General features: G+C 72.9%; 10 protein-coding genes. 5 read left to right on the top strand and 5 right to left on the bottom strand.

Annotation, left to right across the window (positions count from 1 at the left end; all coding sequences use genetic code 11):
• Positions 1 to 5 precede the first annotated feature (5 nt).
• Positions 6 to 1,373 (bottom strand): M16 family metallopeptidase, encoded by a 1,368-nt coding sequence (locus IH80_RS0105620; RefSeq protein WP_030958180.1) that lies wholly within the window; start codon positions 1,371 to 1,373, stop codon positions 6 to 8.
• A gap of 239 nt (positions 1,374 to 1,612) precedes the next feature.
• Between IH80_RS0105620 and IH80_RS0105625 the strand changes: the two genes are divergently transcribed.
• The gene (locus tag IH80_RS0105625; RefSeq protein ID WP_030958182.1) at positions 1,613 to 4,069 is read left to right on the top strand and encodes a DNA gyrase/topoisomerase IV subunit A; all 2,457 of its coding nucleotides are present in this window, start codon (positions 1,613 to 1,615) and stop codon (positions 4,067 to 4,069) included.
• A gap of 107 nt (positions 4,070 to 4,176) precedes the next feature.
• Positions 4,177 to 6,246 carry a restriction endonuclease gene (locus tag IH80_RS0105630; protein ID WP_030958184.1) on the top strand — a complete coding sequence of 690 codons (2,070 nt, stop codon included), beginning with the start codon at positions 4,177 to 4,179 and terminating at the stop codon, positions 6,244 to 6,246.
• Here the strand turns inward: IH80_RS0105630 and IH80_RS0105635 are convergent.
• Both IH80_RS0105635 and IH80_RS0105640 read right to left on the bottom strand, forming a co-directional pair.
• Entirely contained in the window at positions 6,243 to 7,388 is a 1,146-nt protein-coding gene (locus IH80_RS0105635; protein WP_051808829.1) for a CobW family GTP-binding protein, read from the bottom strand. The two genes, IH80_RS0105630 and IH80_RS0105635, sit on opposite strands and share 4 nt — an antisense overlap.
• 24 nt (positions 7,389 to 7,412) lie before the next feature.
• Complete coding sequence (locus IH80_RS0105640) at positions 7,413 to 8,588, bottom strand: citrate synthase/methylcitrate synthase (protein WP_199819216.1); 1,176 nt, start codon at positions 8,586 to 8,588, stop codon at positions 7,413 to 7,415.
• 65 nt (positions 8,589 to 8,653) lie between these two features.
• Here IH80_RS0105640 and IH80_RS0105645 point away from each other — a divergent pair, with 65 nt between their 5' ends.
• From IH80_RS0105645 to IH80_RS0105655, 3 genes are all read left to right on the top strand, one after another.
• On the top strand, positions 8,654 to 9,889 hold the full coding sequence (locus IH80_RS0105645) for a citrate synthase (RefSeq protein WP_030958187.1): 1,236 nt from the start codon (positions 8,654 to 8,656) through the stop codon (positions 9,887 to 9,889).
• A gap of 130 nt (positions 9,890 to 10,019) precedes the next feature.
• The gene (locus IH80_RS0105650) at positions 10,020 to 11,621 is read left to right on the top strand and encodes a sensor histidine kinase (RefSeq protein ID WP_234432137.1); all 1,602 of its coding nucleotides are present in this window, start codon (positions 10,020 to 10,022) and stop codon (positions 11,619 to 11,621) included.
• Positions 11,618 to 12,319 carry a DUF7342 family protein gene (locus IH80_RS0105655; protein WP_030958191.1) on the top strand — a complete coding sequence of 234 codons (702 nt, stop codon included), beginning with the start codon at positions 11,618 to 11,620 and terminating at the stop codon, positions 12,317 to 12,319. The genes IH80_RS0105650 and IH80_RS0105655 overlap by 4 nt, the downstream gene beginning before the upstream one ends.
• 65 nt (positions 12,320 to 12,384) lie before the next feature.
• Here IH80_RS0105655 and IH80_RS0105660 read toward each other — a convergent pair whose 3' ends face one another.
• Both IH80_RS0105660 and IH80_RS0105665 read right to left on the bottom strand, forming a co-directional pair.
• Complete coding sequence (locus tag IH80_RS0105660; RefSeq protein WP_030958193.1) at positions 12,385 to 13,977, bottom strand: cation acetate symporter; 1,593 nt, start codon at positions 13,975 to 13,977, stop codon at positions 12,385 to 12,387.
• A complete protein-coding gene (locus IH80_RS0105665) occupies positions 13,974 to 14,459 on the bottom strand; it encodes a DUF485 domain-containing protein (protein WP_051808833.1) in 486 nt (161 codons plus the stop codon). Before IH80_RS0105665 ends, IH80_RS0105660 begins: the two co-directional genes overlap by 4 nt.
• Positions 14,460 to 14,535: the final 76 nt, after the last annotated feature.

Consider the following 14,535-nt stretch of genomic DNA (forward strand, 5'->3'; position numbering starts at 1 on the left):
GTCGCTCACTGCTCCGCCCCCTCGTTCTCGTCGCTGTCGGCGTTCCCTTCGCCCTCTTCGCCCTCGGCCCCGTCCGCCGCGAGCGGCTCGTAGACGAGCACCGCGCGGTTGTCCGGGCGCAGTCGGGCCGCGGCCACGGCCTGCACCTCCTCCGCGGTGATGTCGAGGACGCGCTGGACGGCGGTGAGGGCCAGCTGCGGGTCGCCGAACAGCACCGCGTACCGGCACAGTTCGTCGGCGCGGCCGGCCACCGTGCTCAGCCGGTCCAGCCACTCGCGCTCCAGCTGCGCCTGGGCGCGCTCCATCTCCTCGGCGGTCGGGCCCTCGGCGGCGAACCGCGCGAGCTCCTCGTCGACGGCCGCCTCGATGGCGGGGATCTCGACGCCGCTGGAGGTCTTGACGTCCAGCCAGCCCAGGGACGGCGCCCCGGCCAGGCGCAGCATGCCGAAGCCGGCGGCGACGGCCGTCTGGTCGCGGCGTACGAGGCGGTTGTGCAGCAGCGAGGACTCGCCGCCGCCCAGGATGGTCAGGGCCACGTCGGCGGCGTCGCACTCGCGGGTGCCGTCGTGCGGCAGCCGGTAGGCGGCCATCAGCGCGCGGGCCGGGACCTCCTCGACGATCTCCTCGCGCAGCTGCTCCCCGATGATGTCGGGCAGCGAACCGTCGCGGGGCGGCTGCTTGCCGTCGTGGGAGGGGATGGTGCCGAAGTACTTCTCGATCCAGGCGAGGGTCTGCTCCGGGTCGATGTCCCCGACGACCGACAGCACCGCGTTGTTGGGCGCGTAGTACGTGCGGAAGAAGGTGCGGGCGTCCTCCAGGGACGCGGCGTCCAGATCGGCCATGGAACCGATCGGGGTGTGGTGGTACGGGTGGCCCTCGGGGTACGCCAGGGCGGTCAGCCGCTCGAAGGCGGTGCCGTACGGGACGTTGTCGTAGCGCTGGCGGCGCTCGTTCTTGACGACGTCGCGCTGGTTCTCCATGGACTCGTCGTCCAGGGCGGCCAGCAGGGACCCCATCCGGTCCGCCTCCAGCCAGAGCGCGAGCTCCAGCTGGTGGGTCGGCATCGTCTCGAAGTAGTTGGTGCGCTCGAAGCTGGTGGTGCCGTTGAGGGAACCGCCGGCGCCCTGGACGAGCTCGAAGTGGCCGTTGCCCGGTACGCTCGCCGAACCCTGGAACATCAGGTGCTCGAAGAGGTGAGCCAGGCCGGTACGCCCCTTGACTTCGTGGCGCGAGCCGACGTCGTACCAGAGGCAGACCGCGGCGACCGGGGTCAGGTGGTCCTCGGACAGCACCACGCGCAGGCCGTTGGCCAGCCGGTGCTCGGTCGCTGTCAGGCCGCCGGAGCCGGCCTGGGCTGTGGCCGTGTGACCCATGGGCATGTGGTCCCTTCGATCGCGATGCAGAGATTTCCGTCAGACCTGCCACTGTATGCAAGCGCGTCGGCCACCGGATAAGTTCCCGGCCCAGACCTGGGTCGGAGTCGGCGTTGTCGGCGCCTCGGGCCACAATGGTCGGCGTCGTACCCCGCCGGACACCGGCAGGACCCAGCCAGACCCGCCAGACCAGCCAGACACCCAGCACATCCCATTCTTGGTTAAGGAGCCGCGCAGCGATGGCCCGCCGCAGCACGAAGACCCCGCCGCCGGAGGATTTCGAGGAGAAGATCCTCGACATCGACGTCGTCGACGAAATGCAGGGCTCCTTCCTCGAGTACGCGTACTCGGTGATCTACTCCCGCGCCCTGCCCGACGCCCGGGACGGCATGAAGCCGGTGCACCGCCGCATCGTCTACCAGATGAACGAGATGGGTCTGCGTACCGACCGCGGGTACGTGAAGTGCGCCCGCGTCGTCGGCGAGGTGATGGGCAAGCTCCACCCCCACGGCGACGCCTCGATCTACGACGCCCTCGTGCGCATGGCCCAGCCCTTCTCGATGCGCCTGCCGCTGGTCGACGGCCACGGCAACTTCGGTTCGCTCGGCAACGACGACCCGCCGGCCGCGATGCGTTACACCGAGTGCCGGATGGCCGACGCCACGTCGCTGATGACGGAGTCGATCGACGAGGACACCGTCGACTTCACCGCCAACTACGACGGCCAGGAGCGGGAGCCGGTGGCGCTGCCCGCCGCCTATCCGAACCTGCTGGTCAACGGCGCGTCGGGGATCGCGGTCGGCATGGCGACCAACATGCCCCCGCACAACCTCGGCGAGGTCATCGCCGCCGCCCGCCACCTGATCCGCCACCCGCACGCGGACCTGGAGGCGCTGATGCGCTTCGTCCCGGGTCCCGACCTGCCGACGGGCGGCCGGATCGTCGGGCTCTCGGGCATCAAGGACGCCTACGAGAACGGCCGCGGCTCCTTCAAGATCCGCGCGACGGTGGCCGTGGAGAACGTGACGGCCCGCCGCAAGGGTCTGGTCGTCACCGAACTGCCCTTCACGGTCGGCCCCGAGAAGGTCATCGCGAAGATCAAGGACCTGGTCGGCTCCAAGAAGCTCCAGGGCATCGCCGACGTCAAGGACCTCACCGACCGCGCCCACGGCCTGCGCCTGGTCATCGAGATCAAGAACGGCTTCCACCCGGAGGCCGTGCTGGAGCAGCTCTACAAGCTGACGCCGATGGAGGAGTCCTTCGGCATCAACAACGTGGCACTGGTGGACGGCCAGCCGCTCACCCTCGGCCTCAAGGAGCTGCTGGAGGTCTACCTCGACCACCGCTTCGAGGTCGTCCGGCGGCGCAGCGAGTTCCGCCGCACCAAGCGCCGGGACCGCCTGCACCTCGTCGAGGGCCTGCTGGTGGCCCTCATCGACATCGACGAGGTCATCCGGCTCATCCGCGACAGCGAGAACTCCGCCCAGGCCAAGGCCCGGCTCATGGAGCGGTTCTCGCTGAGCGAGACCCAGACCCAGTACATCCTGGACACCCCGCTGCGCCGGCTCACCAAGTTCGACCGCCTGGAGCTGGAGTCCGAGCGCGACCGGCTGACGGGCGAGATCGACGAGCTGACCGGGATCCTGGAGTCCGACAACGAGCTGCGCAAGCTGGTCTCCGCGGAACTGGCCGCCGTCGCCAAGAAGTTCGGCACCGAGCGCCGTACGGTCCTGCTGGAGTCGGCGGGCACCGCGGTGGCGGCCGTCCCCCTGGAGGTCGCGGACGACCCGTGCCGGGTGCTGCTGTCCTCGACGGGCCTGCTGGCCCGTACGGCGAACGGCGAGCCGCTGCCGCAGGACGAGGGCGGCGCCCGGGCCAAGCACGACCTGATCGTCTCGCAGGTCGCCGCGACAGCACGGGCCGATGTGGGCGTGGTCACCTCCGCGGGCCGGCTGCTGCGGCTCTCGGTGATCGACCTGCCGCAGCTTCCGGACACGCACGCCGCGCCCAACCTCGCGGGCGGCGCGCCGGTCTCGGAGTTCCTCTCCGGGCTGGAGCCGGACGAGAAGGTGGTCTGCCTGACCTCGCTGGACGAGTCCTCGCAGGGTCTGGCGCTGGGCACCGAGCAGGGCGTGGTCAAGCGCGTCGTGCCGGACTACCCGGCCAACAAGGAGGAGCTGGAGGTCATCACCCTCAAGGACGGTGACCGGATCGTCGGCGCGGTCGAGCTGCGCACGGGCGAGGAGGACCTGGTCTTCATCACCGACGACGCCCAGCTGCTGCGCTACCCGGCGGGCCAGGTGCGCCCGCAGGGCCGTCCGGCGGGCGGTATGGCGGGCATCAAGCTCTCCCAGAACGCCAAGGTGATCCACTTCTCGGCGGTCGACCCGGGCCGGGACGCCGTGGTGTTCACGGTCGCCGGCTCGCACGGGACCCTGGACGACTCGATGCTGTCGGGGAAGCTGACCCCCTTCGACCAGTACCCGCGCAAGGGCCGGGCCACCGGCGGCGTGCGCTGCCAGCGGTTCCTGAAGGGCGAGGACCTGCTGGTGCTGGCCTGGGCCGGCGGCGCGCCCGCCCGGGCGGCGGCGGCGAACGGCGCCCCGGCCGAGCTGCCGGCGACCGATCCGCGCCGGGACGGCTCGGGGGCGCCGCTGCCGGCGGCGGTGGCGACGCTGGCGGGACCCGCACTGTAGGAGGTTCCAGCCCTTTCGGGTGGTACGTCAGGGGGACGTACCACCCGAATGGCGACTAGTGTTTTCCCTCTTGGCACTGTCGGGTGGGGCGGGAGAACACAGAGCTGATGAGTCGTCGGTCGGGCGGACTGATCGGGGACTGGGCCGAGGCCCAGCGCCGTATGCAGCAGACGCAGCAGATCCAGCACCGCGAGGCGGAACGCCGACAACGCGCGTACGAACGGGAGGCGGCCCGCAGCCACCGGCAGCACCGGGAGGCCGAGGCGCGGCGGCGCACCGCCGAGATCGACGCCGAGGTGGCCGCCCTGCAGGGCCTGCTGGTCGCGGGCTGTCGGGCTCCGGCGTTCCGGATGGCCTCCCTGGTGCGGTCCGAACAGTTGGAGCCGTTCAGCCCCGGCACCCTGGCGCAACCGGTGCCGATGCCCCGCATCGAGCAGTTCCAGCACCAGAGCAGCGGCTGGACCCTCGGCTCGGCGAGCCGAGCGCAGGCCGAGCGGGAGGCGCACGCCCGCTACACCCAGGCCTGGCAGGCCGCCAACGCCGCCGAGGCGCAGCGCCGGCAGCAAGTGGCGGCGTACCGGCAGCAGTACGACCGGTGGGCGGCGCAGCAGCTCGCCGGGATCCGGGCGCACAACGACGGACTCACCGAGCTGGCCGGAGCGCTGCGCGCGGGCGACCCGGAAGCGGTGGTCGAGTACTTCTCGGCCGCGCTGTACACCTCCACGGCCTGGCCCGAGGCCCTGCCCCGGCAGGTGGCGGCGGCGTACGACCCGGCGAAGCGCGAGCTGGTCCTCGACTGGGAGCTGCCGGGGTACGCGGTGGTCCCGGAGGCCCGGTCGGTCCAGTACCTGCCGAGCACGGACCAGGACAAGGTGAAGCCCCGCCCGGTCACGGAGCGACGGGGGCTGTACCGGGACCTGCTGGCGCAGTCCATGCTGCTGGTGGTGCGCGAGATGTACGCGGCGGACGAGTTCGGCGTGCTGGACGCGGTCGTGGTGAACGGCTTCGTCGACTGCCCCGACCCCGTCACGGGTCAGGAGGCGCAGTTCGTGCTCGCCTCGGTGGCGGCGCCGCGCAGCACTTTCACCGGGCTCCGGCTGGAGCAGGTCAGCGCGGTGGACTGCCTGGTGGAGGGGTTGCGCGGGCAGCTGTCGGCGCGGCCCGACCAGCTGACGGCCGTACGCCCCGGGCGCAGGCCCGACGAGGTCGGCGGAGGAGTCGTCAGCCACGGCGGACATTCGGCCGGCGGCGAGGACGAGCCGGACCTCTTCGTGATGGACCCGATCGCCTTCGAGAACCTGGTGGCGGAGCTCTTCCGGGCGATGGGCATGGAGGCGGTGACCACGCAGCGGTCGGGTGACGGCGGTGTGGACATCGAGGCGAACGACCCGTCCCCGATCACGGGCGGACGGATCGTGGTCCAGGTCAAGCGCTACCGGAACACCGTGCCGCCCACGGCGGTACGGGACCTGTACGGCACGGTCCAGGACAAGGGCGCGAACAAGGGGGTGCTGGTCACCACCTCGTCCTTCGGGCCGACGTCGTACACCTTCTCCAACGGCAAGCCGCTGGAGTTGGTTCCCGGGGAGAAGCTCGTGGAGCTCCTGCACCAGTACGGGCTGCGCGGACGCCTCGGGGGCGGCCGGGAGGCGGCGGTCCCGGCGCAGCGCGCTCCCGAACCCGAGCCGCCGGCCGACCACAACGTGCTCGGCATGACCTGGTCCGGCCGGGTCGCGCTGGACGTGTGCGCCCTGGTCTGCGCCGGCAACCGGGTGCTCAGCGAAGACCACTTCGTCTTCTTCAACAACCCGCGCACACCGGACGGTTCGGTACGCGCCCGGGTGCACGCGGCGCCCGACAAGGCGGCGCTGGAGGTCTCCTTCGACGCGCTGCCGCGCGAGGCCGACCGGCTGGTGCTGGTGGCCGCCGTGGACCCGGAGGCCGATCCACTCGCCGACCTGGCCGGTTTCACCGATGCCCGGATCCGGCTGCTGGACGCGGCGGGCGCGGAGGCCGGGCAGCTTGAGGTCTCCGACGGCCGGGCCGGCGAGACCGCGCTGGTGCTCGGCTCGTTCCGGCGCCGGTCGAACGGCGACTGGGACTTCGTGATCGGCGGGAAGGGCTACCGGGGCGGCCTGGAGGACCTGCTGCGCGAGTACGGCGTCGAGGTCGCCTAGACCTCGACGTCCGGACCGGGCACCGCTTCGATCCCGGCCTCGATCCCGGCCCCGATCCCGGCTTCGGCTTCGGCTTCGGCCTCGCCTTCGGGTGGGGCCGCAGGCACGGGCCGGTCGACGTACCGGAGCACGCCCCACATGCTCTCGGGGTTCGCGTCCTGCGGGGCTTCCTCCCGGCAGGCCTCCAACGCGCGCACCAGTGCCTCGCCGTCGGTGCCCGCGCCGATCAGGACCAGCTGCGTCAGGCGCGCTTCGCCCCGCCCCCAGGGCTGCGGGGCGAAGCGCAGGAAGCGGCCGACGGCCTGGACCTCGTAGCGCTCGTCGTGTCCGGGGACCCCGAACCACACGAAGCCCTTGATCCGGTAGAGCCCGGCGGGGCGCCGGTCGAGGAAGTCCATGAGCCGGCGCGGGGAGAGGGCCGACTCCGAGCGGAACTCCGTGCTCTCGTAGGCGGCGTGCGCGTGGGTGCAGTGGTCGTGGCCCTCGGCCTCCGCGAGCAGGTCCTCGAAGGACAACTGTCCCCGGGTCTCGGTCCGGGGCCGGCGGTCGAAGAGCAGCTCGGGGTCGATGCGGCCGTGGTCGGCGCCCACGACCGGGGTGCCCGGCGCGCAGAGCGCGGCCAGTTCGGTCTCGATCCTGGCCCGTTCGCGCGCGTCGACCCGGTCGGTCTTGTTGAGCACCACCAGGTCCGCGACGGCGAGGTGGCGGTCGGTCTCCGGGTGCCGGGCCCTGGTCGCGTCGAACTCGGCCGCGTCCACGACCTCCACCAGGCCGCCGTACCGGACGGCCGGGTTCTCACTGGCCACCAGCATGCGGATCATCTCCTGGGGCTCGGCCAGGCCGCTCGCCTCGATGACGATCACGTCGATCCGGTGGACGGGCGCGGAGAGCTTCTCCAGGTAGGCGTCCAGCTCGCTGCCGTCGACGGCGCAGCACAGGCAGCCGCCCCCGAGGGAGACCATCGAGTCCCCGACCTGGCCGGCCACCGACATCGCGTCGATCTCGATGGAACCGAAGTCGTTGACGACGACCCCGATGCGGGTGCCGCCGCGGCTCGCGAGGAGATGGTTCAGCACGGTGGTCTTCCCGGATCCGAGGAATCCGGCGAGGACGACGACGGGGATGGGCTGCCTGCTGTTCACCCGGTCGATCGTAGCCAGGTCCGGTCAGTCCATGAGCGGCACCGGCTGCGGCGGGGTGGGGCCCGTGTACCGGGCGGCAGGTCGGATGATCTTCGAATCGGTGGCCTGCTCCAGGATGTTCGCGCTCCACCCGACGACCCGGGCGGCGCAGAAGGTCGGGGTGAACATCTCGCGCGGGAGTCCGCACAGCTCCATGACCACGCCCGCGTAGAACTCCACGTTGGTGTGCAGTTCCCGGCCCGGCTTCAGCTCGGCGAGGATCTCCTCCACCTGGCGCTCCACCTCCACGGCGAAGTCCACGAGGGGGCCGCCGAAGCCGAGGGCGATGTCGCGCAGCATCCGCGAGCGGGGGTCCTCGGTGCGGTAGACGGGGTGCCCGAAGCCCATGATCCGGTCGCCGGCGAGGACCCGTTCGCGGATCCACGGCCCGATCCGGTCCACGGTGCCGATCGCGTCGAGGGTGTCCAGGGCCCGGCTGGGGGCGCCTCCGTGCAGCGGGCCGGAGAGCGCGCCGATGGCCCCGGTCAGACAGGCGGCGACGTCGGCGCCGGTGGAGGCGATCACGCGGGCGGTGAACGTCGACGCGTTGAAGCCGTGGTCGACGGTCGATATCAGGTACCGCTCGACCGCGCGGGCCCGGGCCGGATCGGGCTCCTCGCCGGTCAGCATGTAGAGGTAGTTGGCGGCGTAGGGGAGGTCGTCGCGCGGCTCGACCGGCTCCAGGCCCAGGCCGAGCCGGTGCAGGGCGGTCAGCAGGGTCGGCACCGCGGCGCAGGCGGCCAGGGCGTCCGCCGCGCGGCGCGCCGGGTCGAGGTCGTAGACCGGGCGGAAGCCGGCGGACGCGCCGAGGAGCGAGAGCGCGGTGCGCAGGCCGGCGAGCGGTCCGGAGAGCCGGCCGGCGCGGGCGATGCCCGGCAGGGCCTCGCGCACCTCTTCGGGCAGTCGGCGCAGCCCGGCGGTCTCGGCGGCGAAGGCGGCTCGCTCGGCGGCGTCCGCCGGGAGCGTGCCGCGGAACATCAGGTGCCACACGTCCTCGAAACTGCGGCCGGCGGCGAGCTCCACGGCCGAGTACTGGCGGTAGTGGTAGAAGCCCTCGCGGCCCCGGACGTCGCCCAGCTCGGTTTCGGTGACCACGACTCCCGCGAGGCCCCGCGGTCCTTCGATGGTGCTGTCGGTGGTGTTCATGCATCGACCATCCATGATGGACTCAATCCTTGTCAATGTTGATTGAATCAATGTCAGCGTCCATCTGTAGGGTGTTCGGCATGAGTGACCAGACGGGCGGCGGCCGCAGGCTCAGCACGCAGGAAGCGGCCCGGGTGCTCGGCGTGAAGCCGGCGACGGTGTACGCCTATGTCAGCCGGGGCCAGCTCGCCAGCCGACGCGATCCGGCCGGGCGGGGCAGCAGCTTCGACGCCGCCGAGGTGGAGGCGCTGGCCCGGCGCAGCCGGCGGGAGGCGGCGGCTCCCGCCGTCGGCGAGCTCTCCGTCCGCACGGCGCTCACCCTCATCGAGCCCGACCGGTTCTACTTCCGGGGCGTCGATGCCGTGGCCCTGGCCTCGCGGTACCGCTACGAAGAGGTCGCCGAGTGGCTCTGGACGGGAACGCTCACCCCCGGAACCCGGTTCACCGCTCCCCCGGAGGCACTGGAGGCGGCCCGGAGGGCGGTGGACGCCCTGCCGGCCCACAGCGGCCCGGTCGACCGGCTGCGGGTGGCGGTCGCCGCCGCCGCGGTGGCGGATCCGCTGCGCTTCGACCTGTCGGAGGAGGCCGTCCTCGGCTCCGCCCGCTGCCTGATCCCGACGCTGGTCGGCGCACTGCCCGCGGTGGGCACCGGGTGGGCCGGTGACGGCCGGATCGCCCGGCAGCTGTGGTCCCGGCTGACCCCGCGGGAGCCGGACCCGGACGCGCTCGCCGTGCTGGACCTGGCGCTGGCGCTGCTGGTCGACCACGACCTGGCCGCCTCCACGCTGGCCGTCCGGGTGGCGGCGTCGGCGCGCGCGCATCCGTACGCGGCGGTGTCGGCCGGGCTCGGCGCGCTCGAAGGGCCGCTGCACGGTGCCGCCGGGCGGCTCGCGCACCGGATGCTGGTGGAAGTCCTCGAACAGGGCGGAGCCGCGCCGGTGATCGCCGAATACCTGCGGGCCGGGCGCCGGGTCCCGGGCCTGGGCCACCGCCTCTACCAGGGCGAGGACCCCCGGGCAGGGGCGCTGTTCGCCCGCCTGGAAGGGCTGGACCAGGCCGGTCCCGCCCTGGCCGCGGCCCGCGAGGTCGCCTCGGTGATGGCCCGTCAGGGCGGGCTGCACGCCAACGTGGACCTGGCACTGGCGGTCCTGACGGTGTCGTGCGGCATGGCCGCCGAGGCCGGGGAGACGGTCTTCGCGGTGGCCCGCACGGCGGGCTGGATCGCCCACGCGCTGGAGGAATACCAGGAACGCCCCCTGCGCATGCGGCCGAGCGGCCAGTACCACGGGCCCCGCCCGCCCCGGCCGATGCCCTGAACGACGTCCGCCGCCCCACCGACGGCGCCCGGACCGCGCGGGACGTGAGTGGCGTATCCGACAAGCGGGGCGCAAACGTTCCGCTTGCGCCGGGGCCGACCTACCGTTGCTGCCCATGCGGTTCCCCCACATGAGCGCTCGGCGCCTCGGGCTGCCCAGACGGGCGGTCTCGCAGATCCTCCTGACCCAGCTGGCCATCGCCGCCGGCGTCGTCGTCCTGGCCACGGGACTGTTCCTCGCACCGCTCGGCGCCCAGCTCGACGACCAGGCCATGCGGCGCGCCCTGGCCATCGCGCAGAGCGCCGCCGCCGACCCCTCGATCGCCGCCGGCCTCCTGGACTCCGGGGCGTCGGCGGACAGCCCGGTGCAGGCCTCCGCCGAGCGGATCCGCCGGGCGACCGGCGCCGAGTACGTGGTCGTCCTCGACCTGGACGGCATCCGCCGTTCGCACCCCAGCCCCGGGCGGATCGGGCTGCCCGTCTCCACCGACCCCAGCGACGCCCTGGCCGGCCGCGAGGTCATGGAGATCGACGACGGCACCCTGGGGCGCTCCGCACGCGGCAAGGTCCCGCTCGTCGCCGCCGACGGCGAGATCGTCGGTGCTGTCTCGGTCGGCATCGCCTACGACAGCGTCCGCGACCGCCTGCTCGGGGCCGTCCCGGGCCTGCTCGCGTACGCCGGCGGCGCCCTGGCCGCGGGCGCCCTCGCCGCCTACCTCCTCTCCCGCAGGATCCAGCGCCAGACCCGTGACCTGGCTTTCTCCGACATAGCCGGCCTGCTCGCCGAACGCGAGGCCATGCTGCACTCCATCCGCGAAGGCGTGATCGCCCTCGCCCCGGACGGCCGCGTCCGGCTGGTCAACGACGAGGCCGCCCGCCTGCTGGGCCTCGCCCCCGACTCCACCGGCACCTTCGCCGGACGCCCGCTGGACGACCTCCTCACCGCCGGCCGCACCGCCGACGTGCTCTCCGGCCGCGTGACGGGCCGGGACCTGCTCACCGTCCAGGGCCCCCGGGTCCTGGTCGCCAACCGCATGCCCACCGCGGACGGGGGCGCCGTCGCCACCCTGCGCGACCGCACCGAGCTGGAGCACCTGAGCCGCGAACTCGACTCCACCCGGGGCCTGATCGACGCCCTGCGCGCCCAGGACCACGAACACGCCAACCGCCTCCACACCCTCCTCGGCCTGCTGGAGCTGGGCCTGCACGAGGAGGCGGTGGAGTTCCTCACCGAAGTCGTCGGCGTGCACCGCACGACCGCGGAGCAGGTGACCGAGAAGGTCCACGACCCGCTGCTCGCCGCCCTCCTCGTGGGCAAGGCGACCGTCGCGGCCGAGCGCGGCATCCCCCTGCGGCTGGCGGCCGCCAGCCTCCTTCCCGACCGCCTGGTCGACCCGGGCGGGCTCGTCACGATCGTCGGCAACCTGGTGGACAACGCCCTGGACGCCGCCGCCGGCGGAGCGGCGCCCTGGGTCGAGGTGGAACTGCGCGCGGAGGGCCGGGCCGCCGTCCTGCGGGTGCGCGACAGCGGCCCCGGAGTCCCCGCCGGGCGCCGCGAGGAGATCTTCACCGAGGGCTGGTCGACCAAGCAGCCCAGGGCCCACCGCCAGCGCGGGCTGGGCCTCGCCCTCGTACGCCGCCTCGCGGAGCGGCAGGGCGGCAGCGCCCGGGCCGGTGAAGCAGCGGACGGAGGGGCGGAATTCTCCGTCGTACTCCCGGAGGCCCTGCGATGAACGAGACCCCGATCCACGTATTGGTCGTCGACGACGACGTGCGTGTTGCCCGGATCAACGCGGCGTACGTGGCGAAGGTTCCCGGTTTCCACGTGATCGCGCAGGCACATTCGGCCGCCGAGGCCCTGGATTTCCTCTCCGCCCACCCGGTGGACCTGGTCCTCCTGGACCACTACCTCCCCGACGAGAACGGCCTGGACCTGGTCCGCCGCCTGCGCCAGCGCGGCGACGGGACCGATGTGATCATGGTCACCGCCGCCCGCGACCTCGCCACCGTGCAGGCAGCCATGCGCCTCGGAGCCCTCCAGTACCTGGTCAAACCGTTCACCTTCGCCGGGCTGCGCACCCGGCTGGAGGCGTACGGTTCGCTGCGCCGCGCCCTGGAAACGGGCGGTGAGGCCGAACAGGCCGAGGTGGACCGGATCTTCGGCGCCCTCGCCGGCGCGAGCTCCGTGAACGAGCTCCCCAAGGGCCACTCCCCCACCACGGCGGAGCTGGTCCGGCAGGTCCTGCGATCCGCCGACGGCCCCCTGTCCACCCAGCAGATCGCCGACCGGGCGGGCATCAGCCGCCAGACCGCCCAGCGCTACCTGAAGCTCCTCGAACGCTCCGGCCGCGTCTCGCTGGCCCTGCGCTACGGGGAGACCGGCCGCCCGGAGCACCGCTACACCTGGCTCCCGTCGGAGGGCCCGGCCTGACGCCTCCGGCGGGGCCCGCCGGCCGGGCCGCACCGGGCGGGCCCCCTCCGCGCGGGTGCCTGCGCTCACACGGCTCCGGCGCCGGTCAGCGAGCGGACCTCCGTCTCCGCGTGCTTCGCCTCGTCCGGCTCCTCGCCCGAGGTGACGGTGCCCAGCCAGCCCGCCAGGAAGCCCAGCGGGATCGAGACGATCCCCGGGTTCTGCAGCGGGAAGAGCTGGAAGTCCGCCCCCGGGAACAGCGACTCCGGGCTGCCCGACACCACCGGCGAGACCAGTACCAGCAGTACCGCCGGGACCAGGCCCCCGTACACCGACCAGACGGCTCCCCGCGTGGTGAAACCGCGCCAGAAGAGGGAGTACAGCAGCACCGGCAGGTTGGCCGAGGCGGCCACCGCGAAGGCCAGCCCCACCAGGAACGCCACGTTCAGGTCCTGGGCGAGGAGCCCGAGGGCGATGGCCACCGCCCCGATCCCGACGGCCGCGGCCCGGGCGACCGACACCTCGCTGCGCTGCCTGGCGTGCCTGCGCTTGAGGGAGGCGTACAGGTCGTGTGCGACGGAGGCGGACGAGGCGAGGGTGATGCCGGCCACCACGGCCAGGATGGTGGCGAAGGCGATGGCGGCGACGAAGGCGAACAGCACGGCGCCACCGGTGGTTTCGGCGCCGCCGCCGAGGTGGGCCGCGAGCAGTGGGACGGCCGTGTTCCCCGATGCGTTGGAGGCCCGTACCGCGTCCGGTCCGACCAGGGCCGCCGCCCCGAAGCCGAGCACGATGGTCATCAGGTAGAAGCCGCCGATCAGCGCGATCGCCCACACCACCGAGCGGCGGGCCGCCCGGGCCGTGGGCACGGTGTAGAAGCGCGACAGGATGTGCGGCAGTCCGGCGGTCCCCAGGACCAGCGCGAGACCGAGGCTGATGAAGTCGAAGCGGGCGGTCCAGTCCCCGCCGTACTTGAGGCCGGGACTCAGGAAGTCGAGCCCGTACCCGCTGCGTTCGGCGGCGGTGGTGAGCAGCCGGTCGAAGTCGCCGTGGAAGCGCAGCAGCACGAGCACGGTCAGGGTGATCGCACCGCCCATCAGCAGCACGGCCTTCACGATCTGGATCCAGGTGGTGGCCCGCATGCCGCCGAAGGACACGTAGACCACCATCAGGGCGCCCACCCCGATCACGGTGAGGGTCCGGGCCGCGGCGCTCGAGTTGCCCAGCAGCAGCCCGACCAGGCTGCCCGCTCCGACCATCTGCGCGACCAGGTAGAGCACGGAGACGACGACCGAGGAGGTACCGGCGGCGATCCGCACCGGGCGCTCGCTCATCCGGGCGGCGACCACGTCGGCGAGGGTGAAGCGCCCGCAGTTGCGGACCAGTTCGGCGACGAGGAACAGCACCACCAGCCAGGCGACGAGGAATCCCACCGAGTAGAGCAGGCCGTCGTAGCCGAAGAGGGCGATCAGACCGGAGATGCCGAGGAACGAGGCGGCGGACATGTAGTCGCCCGCGATGGCGAAACCGTTCTCCATCGGCGAGAAGAGCCTCCCGCCGGCGTAGAACTCCTCGGCCGAGCCGTGCCGGTTGCGGCTGACCCAGGTGGTGATGCCCAGGGTCACCGCGATGAACAGGCTGAACAGCATCAGCGCCAGGGTCTGGTGCTCGGAGGTCACCGGCCCGCCCTCCTCGCCCGGTTGCGGTCCTGACCGCGCTCCTGCTCGAAGACCGTCCAGCGCAGGTCCAGTGCCGCCCGGTCCCGGCGCAGCCGGGCGTGCCGGGCGTAGGCCCAGGTGAGCAGGAAGGTGCTGAGGAACTGGCCGAGCCCCGCCAGCATGGCCACGTTGACCGCCCCCAGGACGGGCCGGGCCATCAGGCCGGACGCGGCGGTCGCGGCGACGACGTAGGCGACGTACCAGAGGAGGAATCCGGCGGTCGCGGGGACGACGAACCGGCGGTAGCGACTGCGGACCTCCTGGAAGGCGGCGCTGCGCTGCACTTCCAGGTAGATGTCGGATGCGCCGGGCGCGGGAGGGCCGGCAGCGGCCGGACGCGGCGGGGACGGCTCCTCGCCCTCGCCCCAGCCGACGGCCAGCGCGTCGTACCAGGGGTCGTCCAGCCGGATCGTTCCGGCATCGCCACCGTCGTGCTTGTCCACCGAACTCTCCTTGTCCGCTGCCGCATTGGCCGCGTGCCCACAAGGATGTGCGGAATGGACGGTTTCCGGACTGGTG

This window comes from Streptomyces sp. NRRL S-378, from assembly GCF_000720645.1.
In the GTDB taxonomy this organism is placed as follows: Bacteria; Actinomycetota; Actinomycetes; order Streptomycetales; family Streptomycetaceae; genus Streptomyces.